This window comes from Actinomycetospora cinnamomea, from assembly GCF_003096675.1.
Lineage (GTDB): Bacteria > Actinomycetota > Actinomycetes > Mycobacteriales > Pseudonocardiaceae > Actinomycetospora > Actinomycetospora cinnamomea.
Genome location: NZ_QEKW01000001.1, coordinates 359,914 through 383,809 on the forward strand (window position 1 = coordinate 359,914; position 23,896 = coordinate 383,809).

Genomic DNA, 23,896 nt, shown 5'->3' on the forward strand with positions numbered 1-23,896 from the left:
GCGCCGGCCGCCAGGTGGCGGTCAGCCCGCCCCGCCCTGCGGGGTCGGGGTGCCGTTGGCCTGGCCGGCCTCCGGCGCCGCGGCGATCGCGTTGTCGTCGCTCTCGGAGTTCGCGTCGACGGTGCCGCCGGTGCGCTCGGGACGGCTGACCGGCGTGGTGTCGTCGCCGATCGCGTTCGTCGTCTCCTCCGCGGCCGGCGAGGCGACCGGCACGTCGCCCGGGGCGTCGACCGCGCTGCTGGTGCTGCCCTGCTCGAGGCCGGTCGGCGCCGCGGCGCCGTCGCCGCCCGCCGCCCCGCCGATCCCCGCGGCGAGCTCCTGCTCCCACTCGGCCAGCGGCTCGTCCTCGCCGCGCTCGGCGCCGTCGCGCTGGCCGCGGGCCTGGAGGCCGTCGGCGCAGGCCTGGGCGACCACACGGGTCAGCAGCGCCGCCGAGCGGATGGCGTCGTCGTTGCCCGGGATCGGGTAGTCGACCTCGTCGGGGTCGCAGTTGGTGTCGAGGATCGCCACGACCGGGATGCCCAGCTTGCGGGCCTCGCCGACGGCGATGTGCTCCTTCTTGGTGTCGACGACCCACACCGCGCTGGGCACGCGGCCCATGTCGCGGATACCGCCGAGCGTCTTCTCCAGCTTGTCGTGCTCGCGGGTGAGCATGAGGATCTCCTTCTTGGTGCGACCCTCGAAGCCCCCGCTCTGCTCCATGGCCTCCAGCTCCTTGAGGCGCTGGAGGCGCTTGTGCACGGTGGTGAAGTTGGTGAGCATGCCGCCCAGCCAGCGCTGGTTGACGAACGGCATGCCGACGCGCCGCGCCTGCTCGTCGATGGCCTCCTGGGCCTGCTTCTTCGTGCCGACGAAGAGCACCGTGCCGCCGTGGGCGACGGTCTGCTTGACGAACTCGTAGGCGCGGTCGACGTAGGACAGCGTCTGCTGCAGGTCGATGATGTAGATGCCGTTGCGCTCGGTGAAGATGAAACGGCGCATCTTGGGGTTCCAGCGGCGGGTCTGGTGTCCGAAGTGGACACCGGAGTCCAGCAGCTGTCGCATGGTCACGACGGCCATGGGGTGCTTCGACCTCGTCCTTCTCGTGGCCCGGCGTGCGGACACGTCCGGACCGGTGCGGTTGTCGCGACGGTCCCGGTCGGGCCGCCGCCCTGGTGCCCTCGTGACCGATCCGGAACCCGCTGACGCGGGACCGCCCGGACGCGGATCTGGCAGCGCCGCACGGGGCGGCGCTTGAGAAGGCACGCGAAGTCGGCCCGAGCGGCTCCCCGGGACGGGGAGACGACGGACCGCTGGTCAGGAGTGTACGCCGACCCCACCCCCGCCCTCCCCCGCACCCTTCCCCCGCCGGGGGTCCCGCACACGGGGTGTGCGAGCAATGCGGCTTTGCTGGCGTTCGACGCCAGGATCGCCACATCCTCGTCCGCGCGACACGCCGGGGTGGGCGTGCTCTCGGGTCGGCGTGGCCCGCCGTATCGAGGTCGAGGGAGCCGGCGGGGCCCCGGCTGCGTCCAACCCGGTGTGACCGTCTCCCGGACCCTGGCCGTCGCGCTGCTGGCCGGCGCGCTGCTGGCCGTCGCCCTGCCCGCCGTCGCCCTGCCCGCCGCCGCCCTGCCCGCCGGCGCTCTGCCCGCCGCGCGGTCCGCGCCCGCGCCCGACCCGCCGCTCGTGGTGTCCGCGGACGCGTTCGCGTGGCCGCTGGCGGGGGTGGACGGCACGGGCGCGCCGGAGCGGGCCGGGGAGACGGGGACGGCCACCCGGCTGTTCGATCCGCCGCCGCACTACTACGGGCGCGGGCACCGCGGGGTCGACCTGGCCGGACACCCCGGGCTCACCGTGCTCGCCGCCGGCGCGGGGACGGTGGTGTTCGCCGGGCGCGTGGCCGGGCGCGGGGTCGTCTCGGTGGAGCACGGCGCGGGCCTGCGCACGACCTACGAGCCCGTCACGGTCACCGTGGCCCTCGGTGCCGCGGTGCGCCGCGGCGACCCCCTCGGCGCCCTCGAACCCGGGCACCGCGGCTGCCCGGTCGCCGCCTGCCTGCACTGGGGCCTGCGCCGACCGTCCCCCACGCCCGCGGCGGACGCGCTGCAGTACCTCGACCCGCTCCTGCTGCTCGGCCTGGGGCGGGTGCGGCTCCTGCCCACCGACCCGTGAGCCCGTCAGGCGTGCTGGAGCTCGGCGAGCCGGGCGCGCAGCCGCATGACCGCGCGGGTGTGCAGCTGGCAGACCCGGGACTCGGTGACCCCCAGGACGCGGCCGATCTCGGCGAGCGTCAGGTTCTCGAAGTAGTAGAGGCCGACGACCGTGCGGTCGCGCTCGGCGAGCTGGCCGACCGCCTCGGCGAGCAGCCGCCGCGTCTCCTGGTCCTCCATCGCGGCGAGCGGGTCCTCGGCGCCGGTGTCGGGCAGCGAGTCGACCAACGAGGGCGTCCCGGTGCCGTCGGCCGACCCCGAGCCTCGGCCGGCGGCGACCAGCTCGTCGAGGGCGGCCACGCTGGTCATCGCGATCTGCCCGAACGTGGTCCGCAGGTCCTCGGTGGAGGTGTCGAGCTCGGCAGCGAGCTCGGCGTCGCTGCAGGAGCGCTGCTCGCGGCTCTCCAGGCGCTCGATGGCCCGCTCGATCTCGCGAGCACGCGAGCGCACCGACCGCGGCACCCAGTCCTGCGAGCGCAGCTCGTCGAGGATCGCGCCGCGGATGCGCTGCATCGCGTACACCTCGAACTTGCGGCCGCGGTCGGGCTCGAAGCGCTCGATGGCGTCGACGAGCCCGAAGATCCCGCACTGGATGAGGTCCGCGATGTCCACGTGGGCGGGCAGGCCGGTGCCGACCCGGCCGGCGACGTACTTGACCAGCGGCGCGTAGTGCAGCACCAGCCGGTCCTTGGTCGACTTCCGCGGATCGGCGGCGTACGTGGCCCAGAGCTCGGCGATGCCGGCCTCGACCAGCGCCTCCTCGTCGGCCGCGCCGGGGGCCACGGCGCCGAGGGTCGCGGGACCGGCGTGGGCGGGCGGCGGCTCGGCGTCGGGACCCTGCTCGTGGGCCGGGGCGGGCGCCGGCACGGGGGCGAGGGCCGTGGCGCCGTCGGTCGGTGCCGGGGCCGGGCGTCGCCGCCCTCGTCCCCCGGCCGTGCGCGAGGCCGTCTCGGCGGCCCGTACCGCGGTGTCGGCGTCGAGCCCGGGCAGGGCGGGCAGCGGCCCGGTGGGCGGGGCGTCCGCGCCGCCGGTCGCGCCGGCGGTCGCGGCGGCGGTGGCGGCGGCGGTGGCGGCGGCCAGCGTGGCCACCGGCGCACCGTCGCGCCGCGGGTCAGGCGCGGGGGTGGGCGGTGTCATGGATGGCCCTCAGGCGCTCGGCGGACACGTGGGTGTAGAGCTGCGTGGTCGCGGGCGATGCGTGCCCCAGCAGCTCCTGGACGCTCCTCAGATCCGCTCCCCCCTCGAGCAGGTGTGTGGCCGCCGAGTGCCGGAGGCCGTGCGGCGCGATGTCGGGTGCCCCCGGCACGGCGCCGGCCGCGTCGTGCACGACCGTCCGCGCGATCCGCGGATCGAGGCGCCCGCCGCGGGCGCCGAGCAGCAGGGCGGGCGGGGACGTCGGCACCGCCAGGTGCGGCCGCCCGTCCCGTCGCCACGCGTCGAGGGCGGCAGCCGCGGGCGTGCCGTAGACGACCGTGCGCTCCTTGCCGCCCTTGCCGAGCACGCGCAGCGTGCGCCGCGCGTCGTCCACGTCGTCCACATCGAGGCCGCAGAGCTCGGAGACGCGGACGCCGGTGGCGTAGAGCAGTTCGAGCAGCAGGTGGTCCCGCAGCGCCACCGGGTCGCCCTCGGCGGCTCCGAGAGCGGCCGCCCGCAGGGCTGCGGCGGCCTGGTCGGCGCGCAGCACCTCGGGCAGGCGCCGGTGGGCACGGGGCGACGCGAGCCGCGCGCCGGCGTCGGTGGGGGTGCGCCCGGTGCGGGCCGCCCAGGCGGTGAACGTGCGCGCGGCGGCCGCCCGGCGGGCCAGCGTCGTCCGGCTCGCCCCGCGGGCGCGGCCGGCGGAGAGCCAGGCGCGCAGGACACCGAGGTCGAGGCGCCCGAGGTCGGGCTCGGCGGCGCCGCCGTCCCCCGGGTCGCGCAGGTGCTCGAGCAGCGACGTCACGTCGCCCAGGTAGGCGCGCACGGTGTGCGGCGAGAGCGCCCGCTCGTAGCGCAGGTGCGCGGCGAAGGCGTCGAGGGGCGCGGACCAGGCGGCGTCGCTGGGGCGGGGCGCTGGCACGGCCGGCTCGGCGGCGTCGTCACGCGCAGCGTCCGCGCGGGGGCCGTCGGGGGCGGTCGAGCTCTCCGCGGCGGCCATCCTGGTGAATGCGGAGCGTGACGACGTGACCGGGTCGAAGGGGAACTCACGAGAGTCCCCTCGACCGGGTGACCGGGACGGCCCGGGCGGGCGTCCGGCCGAGCCGTCGGGAGAGAACGTGCCGGTCATCGCGGTGAAGACTCCCGATCCGGGCGCGACGGGTCAAGCACCGCCACGACGCGTGCGGTGACCGTGGGCCACCGTCGCGGAGCGGATCCGTTCGTCGCGCTCTGCAACCGTTCGTCGCGCTGTGCCTGTTCACCCGGGTCGGCGACGCCACCGCCCGCCCTCCTGGCCGACGAGCCCGCAGGCCTCGAGATCACTCAGGAGAGTGGCCACGACGGTCGGGTCGACGCCGCTGTCGTGGGCCAGACGTACGGCTGTGCGCGCCGCGTGGAGGGGCAGGGCCTCGTGCACACGGAGGGCATCCGGGTCAAGACCGTCCGTCCGACGCGTCGGGCTCCCCGGTGGAGCGGCGAGGCCGTCCCCCACTTCACTGACGCGCTCGACGACGTGGGCCACGCGCCCGGCCACGGTCACCTCCGGGCGCTGGGCGAGCTCGTGGCATCCCACCGAGAGCGCCGAGGTGACCGGCCCGGGCACCACCATCACCGCCCGCCCGAGGGCCTCGGCCACGAGCGCGGTGCGCGTCGCCCCGGACCGTGCCCCGGCCTCGACCACCACCGTGCCGGCGGACAGGGCGGCGACGAGGCGGTTGCGCACGAGGAAGCGGTGGCGCGCCGGCGTCGCGCCGGGCGGGTACTCGGTGACGACCAGGCCCCGGCGGCCCACGTGGTCGAGCAGCGTGGCGTGGGTGGGCGGGTAGGCCCGGTCGATGCCGCAGGCCAGCACGGCCACCGTGCGCCCCTCGACGGCGAGGGCCCCGCGGTGGGCCGCGCCGTCCACGCCGAGCGCCGCCCCGGACACCACGGTCTTCCCGCGGTCGGCGAGGTCGGCGCCCCAGTCGCGGGCGACCCAGAGGCCGTAGTCGCTCGCCGCCCGCGCGCCGACCATCGCGACCCACCCGCGCGGCGCCTCGGTGAGGCGGAGCGGTCCCCGGGCCCAGAGGGCCAACGGCACGGCGAGGCCGTCGCGGACCGACGCCCCCTCGAGCCCCAGCGTCCCGTCCACCCCCGCGGCGACGCCGAGACCGGCGAGCGCCATGGCGGGCCACTCGGGGTCCTCGGGCACCACCAGGCGCCCGCCGCGCGTGGCGAGCAGCGCGAGGTCGGCCTCGGCGCGGTCGGTGGCGCGCCGGGCGGCCGTCTCGCCCGCCACCGCCGGCGGAATCGCGCCGGGCCCGTGCACGGTGCCCTCGCGGACCCGGTGCGCGGCCTCGACCGGCCCGATCTCCTCGACCAGGGCAGCGAGAGCCGACGCCGGGGGCTCGGCGACGCGCGAGAGGTAGGCGCGAGCGAGCAGGACCTCCCGGGCCACGGGCGATGCCGCGCCCGTCACCGCCGGCGCCCTCACGCCACGTCCTCGTCGTCGCCCGCGGCGTCGCGCTCGCCGACGAACCCCTTGTACCCGACGGCTTCCACGACGTCGGGCAGCTCGGGACCTGTGGCGCCCCGGAGGTCCGCCAGCGTCCACGCGACGCGCAGCGCCCGGTCCGCGCCGCGGGCGGTCATGGTGCCGGTGCGCAGCTGGCCCTCGAGCACCGCCATGGCGTCACGCGGCAGGCGCCCTCGGCGGCGCAGCTCGGGGCCGGGCACCTCGGCGTTGGTGCGCCAGCCCGCGTCGCGCCACCGCTCGCGGGCCGCGGCCCGCGCCGCCAGCACGCGGGCCCGCACCGCCGCGGTGTCCTCGGTCACCGGCTCGAGCCCCTCGGTCGGGCCTCCCGCCCATGACAGCCCCTCGACCGCCTCCAGCGTCACCCGCAGGTCGACCCGGTCGAGCATCGGGCCCGACAGCCGCTGGGTGTATCGGCGCTTCTCGAGGCTCGAGCACGAGCAGTCGGTCTGCCGCGGCGGGGCGCAGGGGCACGGGTTGGCCGCCATGACCAGCTGGAAGCGCGCGGGGTAGCGGACGACGCCGTCGGTGCGCGCGAGGCGCACCTCGCCCTCCTCGAGCGGCGTGCGCAGCATCTCCAGCACGTGCGGGCCGAACTCGTAGATCTCGTCCAGGAACAGCACGCCGTGGTGGGCCAGGGAGACCGCGCCCGGCCGCGCCAGCCCGCTGCCCCCGCCCACCAGCGCGGCCGACGACACCGAGTGGTGCGGGGCGACGAAGGGCGGCGCGGCCGGCAGAGCCTCCTGCGGGTCCAGCGCCCCGGCCAGCGAGCGCACCGCGGCCACCTGCAGCGCACCGTCCACGTCGAGGTCGGGCAGCAGCCCGGTCATCCGGCGGGCGAGCATCGTCTTGCCCGACCCCGGCGGGCCGGTCATCAGCAGGTGGTGCCCGCCCGCCGCCGCGACCTCCACCGCCCGGCGCGCGGGACCCTGACCCACGACGTCGGCGAGGTCCTCCCGGGGGCCACCGCCCCGCGGGCGCGCCCGGCTCCGCACCGGCAGCAACCGGCCGCGGTCGCCGCGCAGCCAGCCCAGCACGTCGGACAGGTGCTCGGCACCGAGGACCTCCAGCCCCTCGACCAGGCCGGCCTCCACCGCCGCGGCGGCCGGGACGATCGCGCGCTCGACCCCGAGGCGACGGGCCGCGAGCAGCGCCGGCAGGACGCCGCGCACCCCGCGCACCCGCCCGTCGAGCGCGAGCTCGCCCACCAGCACGACACCCCGCAGCGCCGCGGCGGGCACCACCCGGGCCGCCGCCAGCACCGAGCAGGCCAGGGCCATGTCGTAGCCGCTGCCCTGCTTGGGCAGCGTCGCCGGGGACAGCGCGAGCGTGATGCGTCGCGCCGGCCACGACTCCCCCGAGTTGACCACCGCCGCGCGCACCCGGTCGCGCGACTCGGCCAGCGCCGCGTCCGGCAGCCCCACCAGCGAGACCCCGGGCAGGCCCTGCCCGATGTCGGCCTCGATCTCGACGACCTCGCCGTCGACCCCGCGCAGCCCGATCGACCACGCACACGCGAGCGCCACCTCAGAACGCCCCCTCGTAGTGCTCCACACGCGGCGGGGTGCCGGGCGCCAGCAGCACGGCCACGACGTCGAAACGGACCTCGTCGAACCCGGACCCGCCGGCCGCGTGGCGCGCGGCCAGCCACCGCTGCGCGAGCCGGCGGATGCGCCCGGCCTTCGCGGCCGTGACCGCCTCGGCGGGCAGGCCGTAGCCCGTGCCCGAGCGCGTCTTCACCTCCGCGACGACGAGGCGGTGCCCGTCGGCAGCGACGAGGTCGAGCTCGCCCTCGCGGCAACGCCAGTTGCGGTCGAGGACGACCAGGCCCCGGGCCGCGAGGTGCTCGACGGCGACGTCCTCGCCCCGTTGCCCCAGCGCCCGCCGGTCGGGCGTCCCGTGCGCGTGCGTCGGGTCGTGCGTGGTGGCCATGCCCGGCCCCCTCGTCCTCGCCGGGCCGTCGACCCGGGCCGGCCGGGCGGTCCGGCGGCGGGACCGAGCGTGCGCGGCGGGGCCGCCGCGGCGGGAGCGCCGCGTCGCGACCTGGGGACAGCCGGAGGGGGTGTGGACGGATCGCGGTCGCGCCGGGCGTGGTCAGCGGCCGCCCGGCGCAGCGTCAGCCGCTGAAGGGACCCTCGTCCAGGCGCAGGTCCGGCTTGTCGAGCTCCTCGACGTTGACGTCCTTGAACGTCACGACCCGCACGTTCTTGACGAACCGCGCCGGGCGGTACATGTCCCACACCCACGCGTCGGACATCGTGACCTCGAAGTAGACCTCGCCGTCGGCGTTGCGGACCTTCACGTCCACCGAGTTGGCCAGGTAGAAGCGGCGCTCGGTCTCCACCACGTAGGAGAACTGGGCGACGATGTCGCGGTACTCGCGGTAGAGCGAGAGCTCCATGTCGGTCTCGTACTTCTCGAGATCCTCCGCGCTCATCGCGGCTCTCCCCCCTCCGGCGCAGCGTCGATGTCGTCCGGGTCGCCGACCACCCCGGCGCCGGCGAGCTCGTCGGCCTCCTCGGCGTCCTGGGCGTCCTCGGGGCCCACCAGGTCGACCGTCACCGCCCCATTGTGTCGCACGCCGTGTGCCGGTCCGTCCTGGTCCCGCCCCCGAGCGGCCGCGGCCACGTTGACGAAGCTGAACCGGTGATCGGCGCTCGGGCCGTGCTCCGCGAGCGCTGCGCTGTGCGTCGGCGTGCAGTAGCCCTTGTGGACGTCGAAGCCGTACTCCGGGTGCTTCTCGTGGAGGGCCGTCATCAGACGGTCCCGAGTGGTCTTGGCGAGCACCGACGCCGCCGCGACGCATGCCGCCGCCAGATCGCCCTTGGGCACCGCCAGCGCGGGGACCCCGAACCCGGAGACCGCGAACCCGTCGGTCAGCACGTAGCCGGGACGCACCTCGAGGCGGGCGACGGCCCGGCGCATCCCGTCGATGTTGGCCGCGTGCACGCCACGACGGTCGACCTCGGGCGGATCGACGAGGACGACGTGCCAGTCCACGGCACGGCGGCGGATGAGGGCGGCGAAGCGCTCGCGCTCGTCGGCGGTGAGCAGCTTGGAGTCGGTCAGTCCCTCGAACCGCTTGGCGTCGCCCGGGCGCAGGATGCACGCGGCGACGGCCAGCGGGCCGGCGCACGCGCCGCGTCCCGCCTCGTCGACCCCGGCGACCGGGCCCAGCCCGTGGCGCTCGAGGGCCGATTGCAGGGCCCAGCTCTCGGTGCTGCGGCGGACGATCGCGCGCGGTGGCTGGACGCCTGTGCGCGGGGGCAGCGCCGCCCGGCGCCGGGGAGCTCGCCGACCGGCGCCGGCGACCCGGCGACGGCCGGCGTCGTGTCCGGCCGTCAACGGTCCGGGTCGCCGGGGGACGGTGGCGGCGCGGGACCGCCCTCGGCCGGGACGGGGCCGGTGGCGCCACGGTGCAGGGACCGCCGCCACCGCCGCGAAAGCACGACCAGCGGCGCCGCCCCGACGACCCCGGCGGCGAGCGGTGCCGCCGATGTCCAGGCGGGCGCGCCGAGCGCCGACGGTCGGGCCTGCGGGTCGGTGTCGGGCACACCGCCCCACCGACCCACGGGCAGCACGATGACCCGGGCCTTGCCGATCACGTCGTCGACGGCGATCGGGCCGTGCACGCGGGCGTCGGCGGAGTTGTTGCGGTTGTCGCCCATCACCCAGAGCTGGCCCTGCGGGACCTGCACGGGTGGGAAGTCGGCCTGGGTGCGGCCGAGGTTGGGCTGGAAGTAGAGGTAGGGCTCGTCGAGCGGCTGCCCGTCGACCGTCACCCGGTTCTGCGGGTCGCAGCACGCGACCGTCTGCCCGCCGACGGCGATGACGCGCTTGACGAAGTCCTTCTCGTCCGGCGGCGCGAGACCCACCAGCGACAGCCCGCTCTGCAGGCCGCGGACCAGCACGTTGTCCGAGCGCTGGCTGCCGGACACCTCGCCGTTGTCGCCCCACGCGGGTGGGCCGCGGAACACCACGACGTCGCCGGGCGCGGGGTCGGAGAAGCGGTAGGTCACCTTGTCGACGGCGACGCGGTCGTTGGCGCAGCCGTTGCAGCCGTGCAGCGTGCGCTCCATCGACGCCGACGGGATGACGTAGATGCGGGCGAGGAACGTCTGGATGACGAAGGTCAGCACGACCGCGACCACGATGAGCAGCGGCAGCTCGCGCCAGAACGAGCCCTTGCGCTTGCCCTTCCCCTTGCCCTTGCCGGCGCGACGGCCGGCGCCCCCGCCGGTGTCGTCGGCGTCCTCGGCGCCCTCCGGGGCGTCCTCGTCGTCGCGCCCGGGGCCGGTGCCCGCGCGGCGGTGCCGGCCCGGGCCGGTGCCCGCGCCGGAGGTCCGGGTGGTGCCGGTGGTGGTGGTGCTGGTCGTGGTGGTGCTCGTCGTCGCCGTGGCGGTGGACGTGTCGGGCGACGGGCGCGGGGGCCGGGAGGCGAAGCCGTCGGAGCCGGCCAGGCCACCGTCGTCGCTCCGCGACGGGGACGCCGGGGCCGACGCCGGGGATCCCGAGGACCCCGAGGACGCTGGAGACGCCGAGGACCCCGCGGTCGGTTCCGGCCGGGGGCCGGGACCGGGCCGCGACGAGCCGTCGGGTGGGGACGCGGCCGGGGACGCCGGTGGCCGGGCCGTCCCGTTCCCCGATCCGGGCGGGGACGGCGACCGGGCAGCGTCGGGTCGGGGCACGCCGAACGGCGGGGGCGGCGGGGACGCGGCCCACGGCGGGCCACCCCACCCCGGGCCGCCGGGGGGCACGGGCGCCGGAGCGCCGTGGGGACCGGGCCCGGACGGACCGGCGGTGGGAGCGCGCGAGCCGTGGCCGGGAGCGCCCTGCGACCCGCCGTACGGGGTCGCACCCCGGCGCCCGCCGTCGAGGGGACCCGGCGGCGCCGGCTCGTGACCGTCCGAGCCGCTCCAGCCGGACGCCCCGTAGGGCGCGCGCACCCCGTTGCCCGAGCCGTGGCCGGCGGGGGGCGGGGCCGGGACGTCGCCGTACGGGTCCTCGTCGTCCGGGCGGGCGTGCGCCGGGGCGCGTCCGCCGTAGCCGTCGGACCCGATCGGGCCCGGCGCGTCGGGACGGCTCGTCCCGCCCGGGCCGGTGGTCCGGAACGGGGGGACGGAGGGCTCCTGGGGGCGCACGCGACTCAGGTTAGGAGACCGGGGACGTCGGCTCAGGAAGCCGGCGTGGTCTCGCGCTTCTCGCGGATCTTCGCGGCCTTGCCCCGGCGCTCACGGAGGTAGTAGAGCTTCGCGCGCCGGACATCACCGCGCGTGACGACCTCGATGTGGTCGATGTTGGGCGAGTGGACCGGGAAGGTGCGCTCCACTCCGACGCCGAAGGACACCTTGCGGACGGTGAACGTCTCGCGGAGCCCGCCCCCGTGCCGGCGGATCACGACACCCTGGAAGACCTGTACACGGGAGCGTGAACCCTCGATCACCCGGACGTGCACCTTCACGGTGTCCCCGGCACGGAAGTCGGGGATGTCGGAGCGCAGCGACTTGGCGTCGAGCTCGTCCAGGGCGTTCATCGTCAGCGTCCTCGCGGGTCTCACGGGCCGGCGCGGAACCCGCGGTGGCGAGCTCCGGCGACCGGATCGGTTCTCGGGCGGCGGACGGCGCTCACCGACCCCGATCGGGCCGTGCGCCGTCCCCGGCAACCTCCCCAGTCTGCCATGCCGCCGCTCCTGCCCGTCCGGCCGGGTCGTACCCGCAGGCCGCGAGCACCTCGCGGTCCCGCGCGTCGAAGGCGTCCGGGCCGTGCCGGGCGACCAGCGCATCCAGCAGGTCGGGGCGCACGGCGGCGGTGCGCTCGAGCGAGCGGTCGCGGCGCCAGCGGGCCACGGCGCCGTGGTTGCCGCCGCGCAGGACCTCGGGCACGTCGAGCTCGCGCCAGCGCTCGGGGCGGGTGTAGGCAGGAGCCTCGAGCAGTCCGCCCGTCCCCTCCGCGAAGCTGTCGAGCTCGGCCGACGCCGGGTTGCCGAGCACCCCGGGTACGAGGCGCGACACCGCCTCGACGACGACGAGCGCGGCGACCTCGCCGCCGGCGAGCACGTAGTCGCCGAGCGAGACCTCCTCGACCGGCATCCGCCGCGCCGCGTCCTCGAGCACCCGCGCGTCGATGCCCTCGTAGCGCCCGCACGCGATCACCAGCCACGGCTCGACGGCCCAGGCCGCCACCCGTTGCTGGGTCAACGGCGGCCCGGCCGGCGTCGGCACGAGCAGCCGGGGGGCGCCCTCGCCCGAGGCCGTGACCTCGTCGAGGGCAGCACCCCACACCGGCGCGGTCATGAGCATCCCCGGCCCGCCGCCGTAGGGGGCGTCGTCGACGGCCTGGTGCACGCCGGTGGCCCAGCGGCGCAGGTCGTGCACCCGCAGGTCGAGCCGTCCCGCCCGCCGCGCCCGGCCGACGAGCGCGTCGTCGAGCGGGGCGAGGTAGCCCGGGAAGATCGTGACGACGTCGATGCGCATCGGGCACGATCCTGCCCCCGGCCGCGCACGGAGGGAGGCACCAGGGGTGGAGCAGTTCCTCTCGTACCCGCAGCAGTGGCGCCTGCTCGCGCCGCTGGGGCTGGCCCTGGTGCTGTGCACGCTCATCGGGCTCGAGCGCGAGCTGGCGGCCAAGAGCGCGGGGCTGCGCACGCACACGCTCGTCGGGGTGGGGTCGGCCGGCTTCATGCTGATCTCGAAGTACGGCTTCGACGACCTGCTCGCCTCCCCCGACATCACCCTCGACCCGTCCCGGCTCGCCGCCCAGATCGTGTCGGGGATCGGCTTCATCGGCGCGGGGCTGATCTTCGTGCGCCGCGACGCGGTGCGCGGACTCACCACGGCGGCGACGGTCTGGACGGCCGCCGCGGTCGGTACGGCGTGCGGCGCCGGGCTCCCGCTGCTGGCGGTGGCCGGCACCGCGGTCCACTACCTGGTCACGCGCGGGTACCGCCCGCTCGCCCGCTTCGTGACGCGTTCGTCGACCGTGCCGCGTGACGTGCACCTCTCCTACGCCGACGGGCGCGGGGTGCTGCGCGAGGTGCTGACGGTGTGCACCGCGCGCGGGTTCGCCGTGGCCGGCATGCACGTCGACCGCGAGGACGCGGTCGCCGACGACCCCGCCGGGCCACGGACGGCGTCGGTCACGCTGTCGCTGACCGGGCGCGGCGCGCTGGAGACGCTGTCGGGGGAGCTCTCCGAGCTCCCCGGGGTGCTGGCCGTGGGGGTTCCGGCCGAGGAGGAGTAGGCCCCTCAGACGTCGAGGAGGCCCTCGGGCGGGTCGAGGAGAACGCGTCCGCCGTCGAGGTCGACCTCGGGGACGATCGCGGTGACGAACGGGACGAGCGCCTCGTCGCCGCCGGGCCGGGCGACGGCGAGCAGCTCGCCCCCCACGCCGTGGACGACCGCGGTCACGGTGCCGACGGGGGTGCCGTCGAGGAGCACCGCGGCGAGGCCCTCGAGCTGGTGGTCGTGGAACTCGTCGGGGTCCTCGGGCTCCTCGGACAGGGCCGGGGCCGTGAGCTCGGCGGCGCGCAGGGCCTCCGCGCCGTCGCGGTCGGCGACCTCCTCGACCGCGACGAGCAGCCGGTCGCCGTGACGGCGCGCGGCGGTCACCGTCACCGTCGCGGGCGTGCGGCCCCGCACCGAGAGCACGGCACCCGGCGCGAACCGGGCGTCGACGTGGTCGGTGCGGGGCTCGACGACGAGCTCGCCGCGTAGGCCGTGCGCCTTGACGACGCGTCCGACGACACGGTCGTCCGCGGCGGGCGACGACACGGCGCTCAGCGGTCGGTGTCGACCACGTCGACGCGCACACCCCGCCCGCCGATGCCGCCCACGACGGTGCGCAGGGCGGTGGCGGTGCGCCCGTTGCGACCGATCACCTTGCCGAGGTCGTCGGGGTGGACCCGGACCTCGAGGGTGCGGCCGCGACGGTTGGTCACGAGGTCGACCGCGACGTCGTCGGGGTGGGCGACGATCCCCCGCACGAGGTGCTCGAGCGCCTCGGCGAGCTCGCTCACTCCGCGGAGCCGGTGACCTTGGCCAGCTCCTCGTTGAAGCGGGCCTGCTTGTCGACCTTCTCGGGCTGCGGCTGGAGCTTGCCCTCGGCGCCCGGGAGGCCCTTGAACTTCTGCCAGTCGCCGGTGACCTTCAGCAGGCCGTGCACCGGCTCGGTCGGGATCGCCCCGACGCCCAGCCAGTACTGCGCGCGCTCCGAGTCGATCTTGATGACGCTCGGCTGGTTCTTCGGGTGGTACTCGCCGATCGTCTCGATGACGCGCCCGTCACGACGGGTGCGCGCGTCGGCGACGACCACGCGGTAGTGGGGCTCGCGGATCTTGCCCATGCGGGCGAGCTTGATCTTGACGGCCACTGCTCTGTACTGCTCCTCGTCTCGGCATCGCGGGCCCCGGCGCCGGCCGCGGGGTGAGGCACCCGCGCCGTGCGCCGCTCGTGTTCAGGTCGCGACCTGGAGAGAGGGTGGCCACGACAACTTCCCGATTGTGCCAGACGTCGTTCGCGCTCCGCGCATGTGCGCCCTTGTCCGTCCTGGTGCACGGACAAGCGCTCACATCCGGATGAGCACACCGACAGGTCGTCAGGCAAAGGCCGCGAGGGTGACGCCGGCGTCCCGGAGGACCTCGGCGACGCGGCGGGCGGTGGCCACGGCGTCGGGGCTGTCCCCGTGGAGGCAGAGTGACGCGGCCTCGACGCGGATCGCGGTGCCGTCGACGGCCTCGATCACCCGCTCGGCGGCCAGGCGGCGGGCGCGCTCGACCACGGCGTCGGCGTCGGCCAGCAGCGCGCCGGGCTCGCGGCGCGGGACCAGCGTCCCCTCGGGGGTGTACCCGCGGTCGCCGAACGCCTCGGCGTGCGTCGCCACGCCGGCCTCGGCCGCCAGCGCCAGCAGTCGCGAGCCGGGCAGACCCAGGATCGGCAGCCCGGCCTGCTGCGCGGCGGCGACGACGGCGCCGGCGTGGTCGTCGTGGTGGACCACGGCGTTGTAGAGGGCCCCGTGCGGCTTGAGGTAGGCGACCTCGCCGCCGGCCGCGCGGGCGAACTCCCGCAGGGCCCCGACCTGGTAGAGCAGGTCGGCGGCGAGCTCGTCGGGGTCGGCGTCGACGAAGCGGCGTCCGAACCCGGCGAGGTCGCGGTAGGACACCTGCGCGCCGATCCGCACGCCGCGCTCGACGGCCAGGGTGCACACCCGGCGCATCGTGGCCGGGTCGCCCGCGTGGAACCCGCAGGCCACGTTGGCGGAGGTCACCACCTCGAGCAGGGCGTCGTCGTCGGTCAGCGACCAGGTGCCGAAGCCCTCGGCGAGGTCGGCGTTGAGGTCCAGCGTCGCGTCCACGATCCCGAGCCTAGGGCCGGCGCTACCACCCTCGGTTGACCTCGAGCGCACTCGAGGGCGCAGGCTGGTGGCATGACCGACCCCCGGCCGTCGACGGTCGAGCCCTCCCCGACCGTCGGTTCCCCGGAGGCCGCGCCGGTGCGCACCGGCCTGCTGCTCGGCGTGCTGCTGGTCGCGGTGGCCGTGGCCGTGCTCGCCAACAGCATGGTGCTCGTCCTCGTGCCGGAGATCGGACGGGACTACGCGGCCTCGCCGTCCGGTCTCGCCTGGGTGGTGACGGCGTTCTCCTTGTCCTTCGCCGTCGCCACACCCCTCTACGGGCGTATCGCCGACGTGTTCGGCGTCCGCCGCGTGTTCGCCGTGGGGCTCGCGATCTTCATCGTCGGCTCGCTCGTCGCCGGACTGGCGCCGGGGATCGGCGTGCACCTCGTCGGGCGCGTGCTGCAGGGTCTGGGCAGCGCCGCGGTCCCGGCGCTCGGGTCCGTCGCGGTGGCGCGCTCGCTCCCGCCGGGACGCCGCGGCTTCGGCTTCGGCGTGGTCGGCACCGGCGTCGGCGCCGGTCAGGCGCTCGGCCCGCCGCTCGCGGGGCTGGTCGCCGAGGTCGCCGGCTGGCGGTGGCCGTTCCTCGGCGCCGCGCTCCTCGTCGCCCCGCTACTGGTCGTCGCGCCGCGGGTGCTGCCCGACGGGCGCCCGGACGGCGGCGGGTCGTGGCGCCGGATCGACCTCGTGGGCGGGGTGCTGCTGGGCGGGGCCGTCGGTCTCGGCCTCTTCGGGCTCACGCGCGCCCAGCAGGTGGGCCTCGCGCCGTCGTCGTGGGGCGCGGTGGTCGCGGCGCTGGTGCTCGCCGCCGGGTTCGTCGTCCGTATCCGCACGACGCCGCGGCCGTTCGTGCCGCCGGCCCTGCTCACCCACGGCCCGTTCGTCGTCACCGTGGCCGTGGGGTTCCTGGCGATGTTCTGCTACCTCGGCACGATCCTGCTGGTGCCGCTGCTGGTGGCCACCGTGAACGGGCTCGGGGTCGGCCACGTGGGTCTCGTGCTGCTGCCGGGGGCGCTCGCCGTCGCGGTGCTCTCCTCGGTCGCCGGGCGCCTGTCCGACCGTCTCGGCCCGCGCACGCTCGTCGGCGTCGGGCTGGGCGTGCTGGGCCTGGCCGTCACGGCGCTGTCGACCCTGGCCGGCGGATCCGCGGTCGTCCTCGGGGCGATCACGCTGGCCGTCGGCGTCGGCCTGGCGACGATCACCTCGCCGCTGATCAACGCTGTGGCCGCGGCGGTGCCCGAGGAGCACGCGGGGGTGGGCCTGGGGCTCTACCAGGGCGCGTTCTTCCTCGGTGGCGGCACGGGCGCGGCGGTGCTCGGTACCGTCCTGGCCGCGCGCTCGGGCGCCGGCGGCGGGTCGTGGAACCCGCTGCACGACGGCGCCGGGGCCGCGTTCGCCGACGCGCTGCTGGTCATCGCCGCGGTGCTGGTCGTCGCGCTGCTGCTCTCGCGGCGGTTGCCCACGCGGACGTGACCCGCGTGCCGGCCTCCTCGAGTGGGCCGAGGGGACCTGCACGGCCACCGCTCACGGCAGCAGCCGCGTGCCCGCGCGCAGCACCAGCGCCGGCGCCCGCAGGGTGTCCGGGTCGACGCGGGGGTCGTCGGCGACGGCGATGAGGTCGGCGGGCGCGCCGTCGACGAGCCCGGGGCGTCGCAGCCACGCCCGCGCGTCGCCGCACGCCGCGGCGAGCGCCCGGGCCGACCCGAGCCCGACCCGCGCGAGCGCGGCGATCTCGTCGACGATCCGGCCGTGGACGATGCCGCCGCCGGCGTCGGTGCCGGCGAAGACGGGGACGCCGGCCTCGATCGCCGCCGCGATCGTCGCGGGTGCGCGGGCGTACAGCTCGCGCATGTGCGTGCCGTAGCGGGGGAACTTGTCGCCCGCCGCGTCGGCGAACTCCGGGAAGTTCTCGACGTTGATCAACGTCGGGACGAGGACCGTGCCGCGCTCGGCCATCATCGCGATGGTCGTGTCGGTCAGGCCCGTGCCGTGCTCGATGCCGTCGATCCCCGCCCCGATCAGGCCCGGCAGCGCGTCCTCGCCGAACACGTGGGCGGTGACCCGCGCGCCCTCGGCGTGCGCCGCGTCGATCGCGGCGCGCAGGACGTCGTCGGGCCACAGCGGGGCGAGGTCGCCCTCGCCGCGGTCGATCCAGTCGCCGACGAGCTTCACCCAGGGGTTCGCCCGCGCCTGCTCGGCCACGGCGGCGGGCAGCTCGTCGGGCTCGAGGTCGATCGGCAGGCCCCGGATGTAGCGCTTGGGACGCGCGAGGTGCCGCCCGGCCCGCACGATCTCGGGCATCCGCGGGTCGTCGTCGAGCGGGCGGGTGTCGACGGGGCTGCCGCAGTCGCGCACCAGCAGGGCGCCGGCGGCGGCGTCGGTGTGCCCCTGCTCGCGGGCGGTCTCGAGGTCGACCGCGCCCTCGGGTCCGATGCCGACGTGACAGTGCGCGTCGACCAGGCCGGGCAGGATCCAGGAGCCGTCGGCGACGGTCCGGGCGTCGGGCACCGGGTCGAGGCTGATGCGCCCGTCGGAGGTGACCCACAGCTCCCCGGTCCGCTCGCCCTCGGCGGTGCCGTCGAGCAGCACCCCGCGCAGGTGCAGCGCGCTCACCGGGCGGTCCCCGGGGCCGTCGGGGCGGGAGCGGGGTGCGTCGGCGGCATGCCGCGCAGGGTAGCCACGGGGTCGCCACCGGTGTCTACGCTCCGCCCGTGAGCGAGCCTGCGAGCGTCGCCGACGTCCACGCCCTGGCCCTGGCGATGCCCCACGTGACGCTCGTCCACGGGCCGAAGGGCAACGCGGTCTACCAGGTGGGCGGCAAGTCGTTCGTCTTCTTCCGGACCCCGCAGCCCGACGCCGCCGACCCCGTGACCGGCGAGCGCTACACCGACGTGATCATGTTCTGGGTGGAGTCCGAGGAGGACAAGGACGCCCTCGTGCGCGACCCGTCCACGCCGTTCTTCACCACGCCGCGCTTCGACGGGCACCTCTCGGTGCTGCTGCGGGGCGCGGACCTGGGACGTCTCTCCCGCGACGAGCTCGCCGAGATCGTCCAGGACGCCTGGCTCTCGCGGGCCTCGCACCGCCGCCGCGACCGGTGGCTGGCCGAGCACCCGGTGCGTTAGGCGCCGGGCGGGGTCAGGTTCGCCTCCAGCCGGTCGAGCACCCGCAGCACCGTCGCGCGTTCCTGCTCGTCCAGCCCGGCGACGGTGCGCTCCTCCAGCTCGGTCCACACCGCCTCCACGTCGTCGCGCAGGCCCCGGCTCGCGGGCGTCGCCGCGACCATCGTCACCCGGCCGTCGGTGGGGCTCGGGGTGCGGCGCACGAAGCCGGCGCGCTCGAGGCGCTGGATCGTCCGCGTGATCGTCGCCGAGTCCGCGTCCATCGCGGCGGCGAGGTCGGCCTGGCGCTGGGGCCCGGCCTCCCAGAGCCGCATCATCACCAGTTCCTGGTTCGGGTGCAGGCCCGTGCGGCGCAGCAGTTGCGCGGCGGTGAGCTTGTGCAGGCGCGCGAGCCGGAAGATCGCGTGGCTGACCGGTCCGCCGTGGGCCGCGGCGGGGGCGGGGACCGACGGCTCGCCCGGGTCCACGAGCACTCCTCTCACTGTTCGAGCAGTGTTCCCACCATCCTACTCATGACCAGCTATCTCGCACCCATGGAACACTCTTTGCTGTCCGGACAGTCACACCGGGGTCGACGCACTCGTCACGGCCGACGTATCACTGTTCGGACAGTAGATCGCCCCCGATCCCGGGAGGACCTCCCCGTGACCACCACCCTCGCCGTCCTCGGCGCCACCGGCCAGCAGGGCGGCGCCACCGCCCGCGCGCTGCTCGCCGCCGACCCCGCGGGCCCCGCCGACCTGACCGTTCGCGCCCTCGTCCGCGACCCCGCCTCGGGCGCCGCCCGCGCGCTCGCCGACGCCGGGGCCGAGCTCGGCCGGGCCGACCTCACCGACCAGGAGTCGCTGCGTGCCGCGTTCGCCGGCGTCGACGGCGTCTTCGCGATGACGACGTCGTTCACCCCCCGCGGGACCGACGGCGAGACCGCCGACGGCATCCGGATCGCGGACGCGGCGCTCGCCGCGGGCGTCCCGCACCTCGTCTACAGCCCCGTCGGCGGCGCCGAGCGGCACACGGGCATCCCGCACTTCGAGAGCAAGCGCCGGGTCGAGGAGCACATCGAGGGCCTCGACCTACCGGCCACGTTCGTGCGACCGGTGTTCTTCATGGAGAACCTCTCCCCGAGCAGCGAGGACGGCACGACGGTGCTGCGGCTGCCGCTGCCGGCCGGGGTGCCGGTGCAGATGGTCGCGGTGGAGGACATCGGGCGGGTGGCGGCCGCGGCGCTACGCGATCCCTCCCGCGTCCCGGAGGGTGCGATCGAGATCGGCGGCGACGAGGTGACCGGGGAGCAGGCCGCCGAGATCCTCGGGGGCCGCTACGAGGCCCTGCCGGTCACCGTGCTCGACGACCCGGACCTGAGGGCCATGTTCACGTGGTTCGCCGACGCCCGTCCGGCCTACCGGGCCGACTTCGCCCGCACCCGCGAGCTGGATCCGCAGGTGCTGGACCTGGCCGCCTGGGCGGCGACCAGACCGGCGACCGGGCCATCGACCTGAGCGATCACTTGCGCTTCTTCTTGTTGCCCTTCTTGCCGCCAGCGCCGTGCCCACCGCCGTGGCCGCCGTTGCCGCCGCCCCCACCGCCGGGGAAGGTCAGCGCGCCGGGGTCGAACCCGGGCGGGAGCTCGTTCATGCCGGCCAGGGCGGGCGGGAGCTGGTTGAGCCCCGGGGTCTGGTAGCTGCCGACCGATCGCTCGCCGCGGTCGCTCGCGCTCCCGGCGTTCTCCGCGGCGATGCCCGCGATCGCCGGCATCTGCTTGGGCCCCTTGCGGCCCTTGGCGGCCCCCTTGGCGGCCTTGGCCGCCTGGCGCTTGCCCTTGCGGCCGCCGCCCGCGCCGGGCAGCCCGAACTGACCCGCCATGTTCTTCATCATCTTGCGGGCCTCGAAGAACCGCTCCACCAGCTGGTTGACGTCGCTGACCCCGACACCCGAGCCGTTGGCGATGCGCAGCCGCCGGGACCCGTTGATGATCTTCGGGTCGGCCCGCTCGGCCGGGGTCATGCCCCGGATGATCGCCTGGACGCGGTCGAGGTGCTTCTCGTCGAGGCCGGCGAGCTGGTCCTTCATCTGGTTCGCCCCGGGCAGCATGCCGAGCACGTTGGCGATCGGGCCCATCTTGCGTACGGCCATCATCTGCTCGAGGAAGTCCTCGAGGGTCAGCTCGCCGGTGCCCATCTTGGCCGCGGCGGCCTCGGCCTGCCCCTCCTCGAAGGCCTGCTCGGCCTGCTCGATGAGGGTGAGCACGTCGCCCATGCCGAGGATGCGCGAGGCCATGCGGTCGGGGTGGAAGACGTCGAACTCGTCGAGCTTCTCGCCGTTGGAGGCGAAGAGGATCGGCTGGCCGGTGACCTCGCGGACCGAGAGCGCGGCGCCGCCGCGGGCGTCGCCGTCGAGCTTGGTGAGCACGACGCCGGAGAAGCCGACGCCGTCGCGGAACGCCTCGGCGGTGGTGACGGCGTCCTGGCCGACCATGGCGTCGAGCACGAACAGGATCTCGTCCGGCGACACCGCGTCGCGGATGTCCGCGGCCTGGCGCATCAGCTCCTCGTCGACGCCGAGGCGACCGGCGGTGTCGACCACGAGCACGTCGTACTGCCGGCTGCGCGCGTCGGCCACGGCGCGGCGGGCGACGTCCACGGGGTCGCCGACGCCGTTGCCGGGCTCCGGCGCGAACACCTCGACACCGGCACGCTCGCCGACGATCTGGAGCTGGTTCACCGCGTTGGGGCGCTGCAGGTCGCAGGCCGCGAGCATCGGGGTGTGCCCCTGGCCGCGCAGCCAGTGCGCGAGCTTGCCGGCCAGGGTGGTCTTCCCGGAGCCCTGCAGGCCGGCGAGCATGATGACCGTCGGTGGGGTCTTGGCCAGGCGCAGCCGCCGGGTCTCGCCGCCGAGGATGGCGACGAGCTCCTCGTTGACGATCTTGACGACCTGCTGGGCGGGGTTGAGCGCCTCGGAGACCTCGGCCCCGCGCGCCCGCTCCTTGACCTGCTTGACGAACGCCCGCACCACGGGCAGGGCGACATCGGCCTCGAGCAGCGCGATCCGGATCTCGCGGCACGTGGAGTCGATGTCCGTCTCCGACAGCCGGCCCTTGCCGCGCAGGTCGGAGAGGACCGACGTGAGACGGTCGGACAGGGTGTCGAACACGGTGGTCACTCCCGGAATGGCGCGCGCCGGGGCCCGATGTGCTCTGCATGTGCTCTGCCCGGCGTCCTCACCCAACCCTAACCGCCGGCCGATGGCGCTCCGCTCGCCGCCGAGCCGTGTCCGATCCGTGCCTTGCCGCACGGCGCCGCGGGAAGTGATAGTAACTCACACATGAGAGCCACTATCACGAGGAGGTCGTCGTGGAGAGCACGGACGTCGCGATCGTCGGAGCCGGGCCGACGGGGCTGGCGCTCGCCGCCGGCCTACGCGCGGCCGGGGCCGGCGTGCGGGTGCTGGACCGGGCGTCCGCCCCGGCGACGACCTCGCGCGCCCTCGGCCTGCAACCGCGCGGCGTGGAGGTGCTCGACCGGCTCGGCGCCCTCGGCGACCTGCCCGCGCGGTCCCTGCCCGTCGAGGAGGTCGCGGTCGCGGTGGACGGCGTGCCGCTCGCGCGGCTGGACCTGCGTCGCCCGACGCGGCTGGTCGACCGCCCGGGGATCCTCCTGTCGCAGGCCGAGGTGGAGGCCGCGCTGCGCGAGCGGCTCGAGGCCCTGGGCGGCGCGGTCACGTGGGGCTGGGAGCTGGCCACCCTGGCGCCGGACCCCGGGGGCGTGGTGCTCGGCGGGCCCGCGGGCCGGCTCCGCGCCGCCTTCGTGGTCGGCGCGGACGGGGCCCACAGCCGCGTGCGCGAGCTCGCCGGGATCGCCTTCCCCGGCGTGCCGCTGACCGAGCGCTTCGTGCTCGCCGACGTCCACGCCGACCTGCCGGTGCCCCGCACGGCGGTGAGCACGTTCCTGGACGGCGAGGAGATGCTCGCGCTCTTCCCGCTGCCCGGCGACGGACTCTGGCGCCTGCTCGCCGCCCGTCCCGGGACCGACACCCCGCCGTCCCACCCGGTCCCGGACCCCGACCGGGACGCGATCGTGGCCGCGCTGTCGGACGCCCTCGAGCGCACCGCCGGCCTGTCCGCCGCCGCGGTCCGCGACGTCGCGTGGGCCTCGTCGTTCCGCATCCACCGCCGGCTCGCCTCGTCCTACCGCGTCGGGCGGGTCCTGCTCGCCGGGGACGCCGCGCACGTGCACAGCCCCTTCGGCGGCCAGGGCATGAACACCGGGCTCGGCGACGCGGAGAACCTGGCCTGGAAGCTCGCGGCGGTGGTACACGGGCGGGCACGGCCCGCGCTGCTCGACACCTACGCCGCGGAACGCCGGCCCGTCGCCGCCGAGGTGCTGAGCTCGACCAGCGGGATGACCCGCCTGATGCTCGGCGGGACGCGCCCGTCGCGGCTGCTGCGCGACCACCTCGTCGTCCCGCTGATGGCCCGGCCGTTCGTGCAGCGACGGATCAAGGACGCCTCCTCCCAGCTCCGGGTGAGCTACCGGCGCGGGCCGCTCGGCGCCCGTCGGGTCCGGCCGGGACGCGCGCCGCAGCCGGGCGACCGGGTGCCCGACCGCCCGTGCCACCGCGAGGACGGCACCCCGACCCGTCTGTACGCCGAGCTCGGGGGCCGGTGGGCCCTGCTCGACGGGGACCTCGACGGGGACCTCGACGGGGACCTCGACGGGGACCTCGACGGGGACACTGCCGCCCTGCGCGCCGCCCGCCGGCGCCTCGGCGAGGAGGCCGTGGTCGCGCTCGCGACCGTTCGCGGCGGGTCCCCGTCGCCCGGGCTCGTGCGGCCCGACGGTCACCTGGCCTGCCGCCCGGACGCGGTCGACGCGTGGCTGGACCGCGCCCTCGGTGCGGCCGGCGCGGCCCCGGCGGACGCGCCTCCGCCGGCCCCGCGGGCGACACTGACCGGGTGACCGGGCTGCGGGAGCGGAAGAAGGCCGCGACACGCCGGGCGATCCAGGACCACGCCCTGCGCCTGTTCCTCGACCGCGGCTACGACCGCACCACCGTCGCCGACATCGCCGAGGCGGCCGGCGTGTCGCCGATGACGTTCTTCCGGTACTTCCCGACCAAGGAGGACGTCGTCGAGTACGACGAGTACGACCCGGTGCTCGCCGAGCTCGTGGTCGCCCGACCGGCCGAGGAGCACGCCCTCGCCGCGGTCGGGGCCGCCGTGGCCGCCGCCCTGGCCACCCTCGGTGAGGGCGAGCTGGCCACCGTCCTGGTCCGGACGCGCCTCGTCCTGCGCACCCCGGCGCTGCGCGCGCGCCGCAGTGCGGGCGAGGGGGCGACACGCGACCTCCTCGCCGGCGCCCTCGCCCGGCGCGAGGGGCGGGAGGACGCCACCCACGCGCACCGGGTCGCGGCCGCCGCCGCGGTCGCCGCCCTCACCACGGCCCTCGAGATCTGGGTCGACGAGGACGGGCGCCGGCACCTCGCCGCCGTCGTCGACGAGGCGTTCGGCGCGCTGCTCGACGGCGTCGGCCACCGGGCCCCCGGCGGCTGAC

At 76.4% G+C, this 23,896-nt stretch carries 22 protein-coding genes and 3 pseudogenes; 7 read left to right on the forward strand and 18 right to left on the reverse strand.

What is annotated here, in order from left to right:
• Positions 1–261: 261 nt before the first annotated feature.
• Positions 262–1,059 (reverse strand): annotated as a pseudogene (gene rpsB, locus C8D89_RS01770) (30S ribosomal protein S2); the annotation flags it as partial.
• A 462-nt stretch (positions 1,060–1,521) separates the two neighbouring features.
• Here rpsB and C8D89_RS01775 point away from each other — a divergent pair.
• Entirely contained in the window at positions 1,522–2,154 is a 633-nt protein-coding gene (locus C8D89_RS01775) for a M23 family metallopeptidase (RefSeq protein ID WP_243417709.1), read from the forward strand.
• A gap of 5 nt (positions 2,155–2,159) precedes the next feature.
• On the opposite strand, the gene C8D89_RS01780 is transcribed toward C8D89_RS01775, so the two are convergent.
• From C8D89_RS01780 to trmD, 10 genes and pseudogenes are all read right to left on the reverse strand, one after another.
• Positions 2,160–3,059 carry a FliA/WhiG family RNA polymerase sigma factor gene (locus tag C8D89_RS01780; RefSeq protein ID WP_116706855.1) on the reverse strand — a complete coding sequence of 300 codons (900 nt, stop codon included), beginning with the start codon at positions 3,057–3,059 and terminating at the stop codon, positions 2,160–2,162.
• A gap of 244 nt (positions 3,060–3,303) precedes the next feature.
• Complete coding sequence (locus C8D89_RS01785; protein ID WP_116706336.1) at positions 3,304–4,326, reverse strand: tyrosine-type recombinase/integrase; 1,023 nt, start codon at positions 4,324–4,326, stop codon at positions 3,304–3,306.
• Between the two features lie 258 nt (positions 4,327–4,584).
• Entirely contained in the window at positions 4,585–5,799 is a 1,215-nt protein-coding gene (gene dprA, locus C8D89_RS01790) for a DNA-processing protein DprA (protein WP_243417713.1), read from the reverse strand.
• Positions 5,796–7,364, reverse strand: coding sequence for a YifB family Mg chelatase-like AAA ATPase (locus C8D89_RS01795; RefSeq protein WP_116706337.1), 1,569 nt, complete (start codon positions 7,362–7,364; stop codon positions 5,796–5,798). The genes dprA and C8D89_RS01795 overlap by 4 nt, the downstream gene beginning before the upstream one ends.
• 1 nt (position 7,365) lies before the next feature.
• On the reverse strand, positions 7,366–7,770 hold the full coding sequence (locus C8D89_RS01800; protein ID WP_116706338.1) for a YraN family protein: 405 nt from the start codon (positions 7,768–7,770) through the stop codon (positions 7,366–7,368).
• 184 nt (positions 7,771–7,954) lie between these two features.
• Positions 7,955–8,275, reverse strand: a complete 321-nt coding sequence (locus tag C8D89_RS01805; RefSeq protein WP_116706339.1) for a DUF2469 domain-containing protein — start codon at positions 8,273–8,275, stop codon at positions 7,955–7,957.
• Positions 8,272–9,108 (reverse strand): ribonuclease HII, encoded by an 837-nt coding sequence (locus C8D89_RS01810; RefSeq protein WP_207787029.1) that lies wholly within the window; start codon positions 9,106–9,108, stop codon positions 8,272–8,274. Before C8D89_RS01810 ends, C8D89_RS01805 begins: the two co-directional genes overlap by 4 nt.
• Positions 9,109–9,179: 71 nt before the next feature.
• Positions 9,180–10,121 (reverse strand): annotated as a pseudogene (lepB, locus tag C8D89_RS01815) (signal peptidase I); the annotation flags it as partial.
• An 890-nt stretch (positions 10,122–11,011) separates the two neighbouring features.
• Positions 11,012–11,371 (reverse strand): 50S ribosomal protein L19, encoded by a 360-nt coding sequence (gene rplS / locus C8D89_RS01820; protein ID WP_116706340.1) that lies wholly within the window; start codon positions 11,369–11,371, stop codon positions 11,012–11,014.
• 91 nt (positions 11,372–11,462) lie between these two features.
• A complete protein-coding gene (trmD, locus tag C8D89_RS01825; protein ID WP_116706341.1) occupies positions 11,463–12,311 on the reverse strand; it encodes a tRNA (guanosine(37)-N1)-methyltransferase TrmD in 849 nt (282 codons plus the stop codon).
• Between the two features lie 46 nt (positions 12,312–12,357).
• On the opposite strand from trmD, the gene C8D89_RS01830 reads away from it, so the two are divergent.
• The gene (locus C8D89_RS01830) at positions 12,358–13,077 is read left to right on the forward strand and encodes an MgtC/SapB family protein (protein ID WP_243417714.1); all 720 of its coding nucleotides are present in this window, start codon (positions 12,358–12,360) and stop codon (positions 13,075–13,077) included.
• Positions 13,078–13,082: 5 nt separating this feature from the next.
• Here C8D89_RS01830 and rimM read toward each other — a convergent pair whose 3' ends face one another.
• The 4 genes and pseudogenes from rimM to C8D89_RS01850 form a co-directional block, all read right to left on the reverse strand.
• A complete protein-coding gene (rimM, locus tag C8D89_RS01835) occupies positions 13,083–13,607 on the reverse strand; it encodes a ribosome maturation factor RimM (protein WP_116706342.1) in 525 nt (174 codons plus the stop codon).
• Between the two features lie 5 nt (positions 13,608–13,612).
• Entirely contained in the window at positions 13,613–13,852 is a 240-nt protein-coding gene (locus C8D89_RS01840) for an RNA-binding protein (RefSeq protein ID WP_116706343.1), read from the reverse strand.
• Positions 13,853–13,872: 20 nt separating this feature from the next.
• Positions 13,873–14,205, reverse strand: a pseudogene (gene rpsP, locus C8D89_RS01845) (30S ribosomal protein S16); the annotation flags it as partial.
• A 225-nt stretch (positions 14,206–14,430) separates the two neighbouring features.
• Positions 14,431–15,186 carry a LamB/YcsF family protein gene (locus C8D89_RS01850; protein ID WP_116706345.1) on the reverse strand — a complete coding sequence of 252 codons (756 nt, stop codon included), beginning with the start codon at positions 15,184–15,186 and terminating at the stop codon, positions 14,431–14,433.
• Positions 15,187–15,258: 72 nt separating this feature from the next.
• Between C8D89_RS01850 and C8D89_RS01855 the strand changes: the two genes are divergently transcribed.
• Entirely contained in the window at positions 15,259–16,698 is a 1,440-nt protein-coding gene (locus tag C8D89_RS01855; protein WP_116706346.1) for an MFS transporter, read from the forward strand.
• 51 nt (positions 16,699–16,749) lie between these two features.
• Here the strand turns inward: C8D89_RS01855 and C8D89_RS01860 are convergent, their stop codons facing one another.
• Entirely contained in the window at positions 16,750–17,838 is a 1,089-nt protein-coding gene (locus C8D89_RS01860; protein ID WP_116706347.1) for an amidohydrolase family protein, read from the reverse strand.
• 98 nt (positions 17,839–17,936) lie between these two features.
• Here C8D89_RS01860 and C8D89_RS01865 point away from each other — a divergent pair, with 98 nt between their 5' ends.
• Positions 17,937–18,350, forward strand: coding sequence for an MmcQ/YjbR family DNA-binding protein (locus C8D89_RS01865; protein WP_243417717.1), 414 nt, complete (start codon positions 17,937–17,939; stop codon positions 18,348–18,350).
• Here C8D89_RS01865 and C8D89_RS01870 read toward each other — a convergent pair.
• A complete protein-coding gene (locus tag C8D89_RS01870) occupies positions 18,347–18,814 on the reverse strand; it encodes a MarR family winged helix-turn-helix transcriptional regulator (protein ID WP_243417719.1) in 468 nt (155 codons plus the stop codon). The genes C8D89_RS01865 and C8D89_RS01870 overlap by 4 nt on opposite strands.
• A gap of 177 nt (positions 18,815–18,991) precedes the next feature.
• Between C8D89_RS01870 and C8D89_RS01875 the strand changes: the two genes are divergently transcribed.
• Positions 18,992–19,846 (forward strand): NmrA/HSCARG family protein, encoded by an 855-nt coding sequence (locus C8D89_RS01875; RefSeq protein WP_116706349.1) that lies wholly within the window; start codon positions 18,992–18,994, stop codon positions 19,844–19,846.
• A gap of 4 nt (positions 19,847–19,850) precedes the next feature.
• Here the strand turns inward: C8D89_RS01875 and ffh are convergent, their stop codons facing one another.
• Entirely contained in the window at positions 19,851–21,497 is a 1,647-nt protein-coding gene (gene ffh / locus C8D89_RS01880; protein WP_116706861.1) for a signal recognition particle protein, read from the reverse strand.
• Between the two features lie 200 nt (positions 21,498–21,697).
• Here ffh and C8D89_RS01885 point away from each other — a divergent pair, with 200 nt between their 5' ends.
• Positions 21,698–23,302, forward strand: coding sequence for an FAD-dependent monooxygenase (locus C8D89_RS01885; protein ID WP_116706350.1), 1,605 nt, complete (start codon positions 21,698–21,700; stop codon positions 23,300–23,302).
• Complete coding sequence (locus C8D89_RS01890) at positions 23,299–23,895, forward strand: TetR family transcriptional regulator (RefSeq protein WP_116706862.1); 597 nt, start codon at positions 23,299–23,301, stop codon at positions 23,893–23,895. The genes C8D89_RS01885 and C8D89_RS01890 overlap by 4 nt, the downstream gene beginning before the upstream one ends.
• Position 23,896 lies beyond the last annotated feature (1 nt).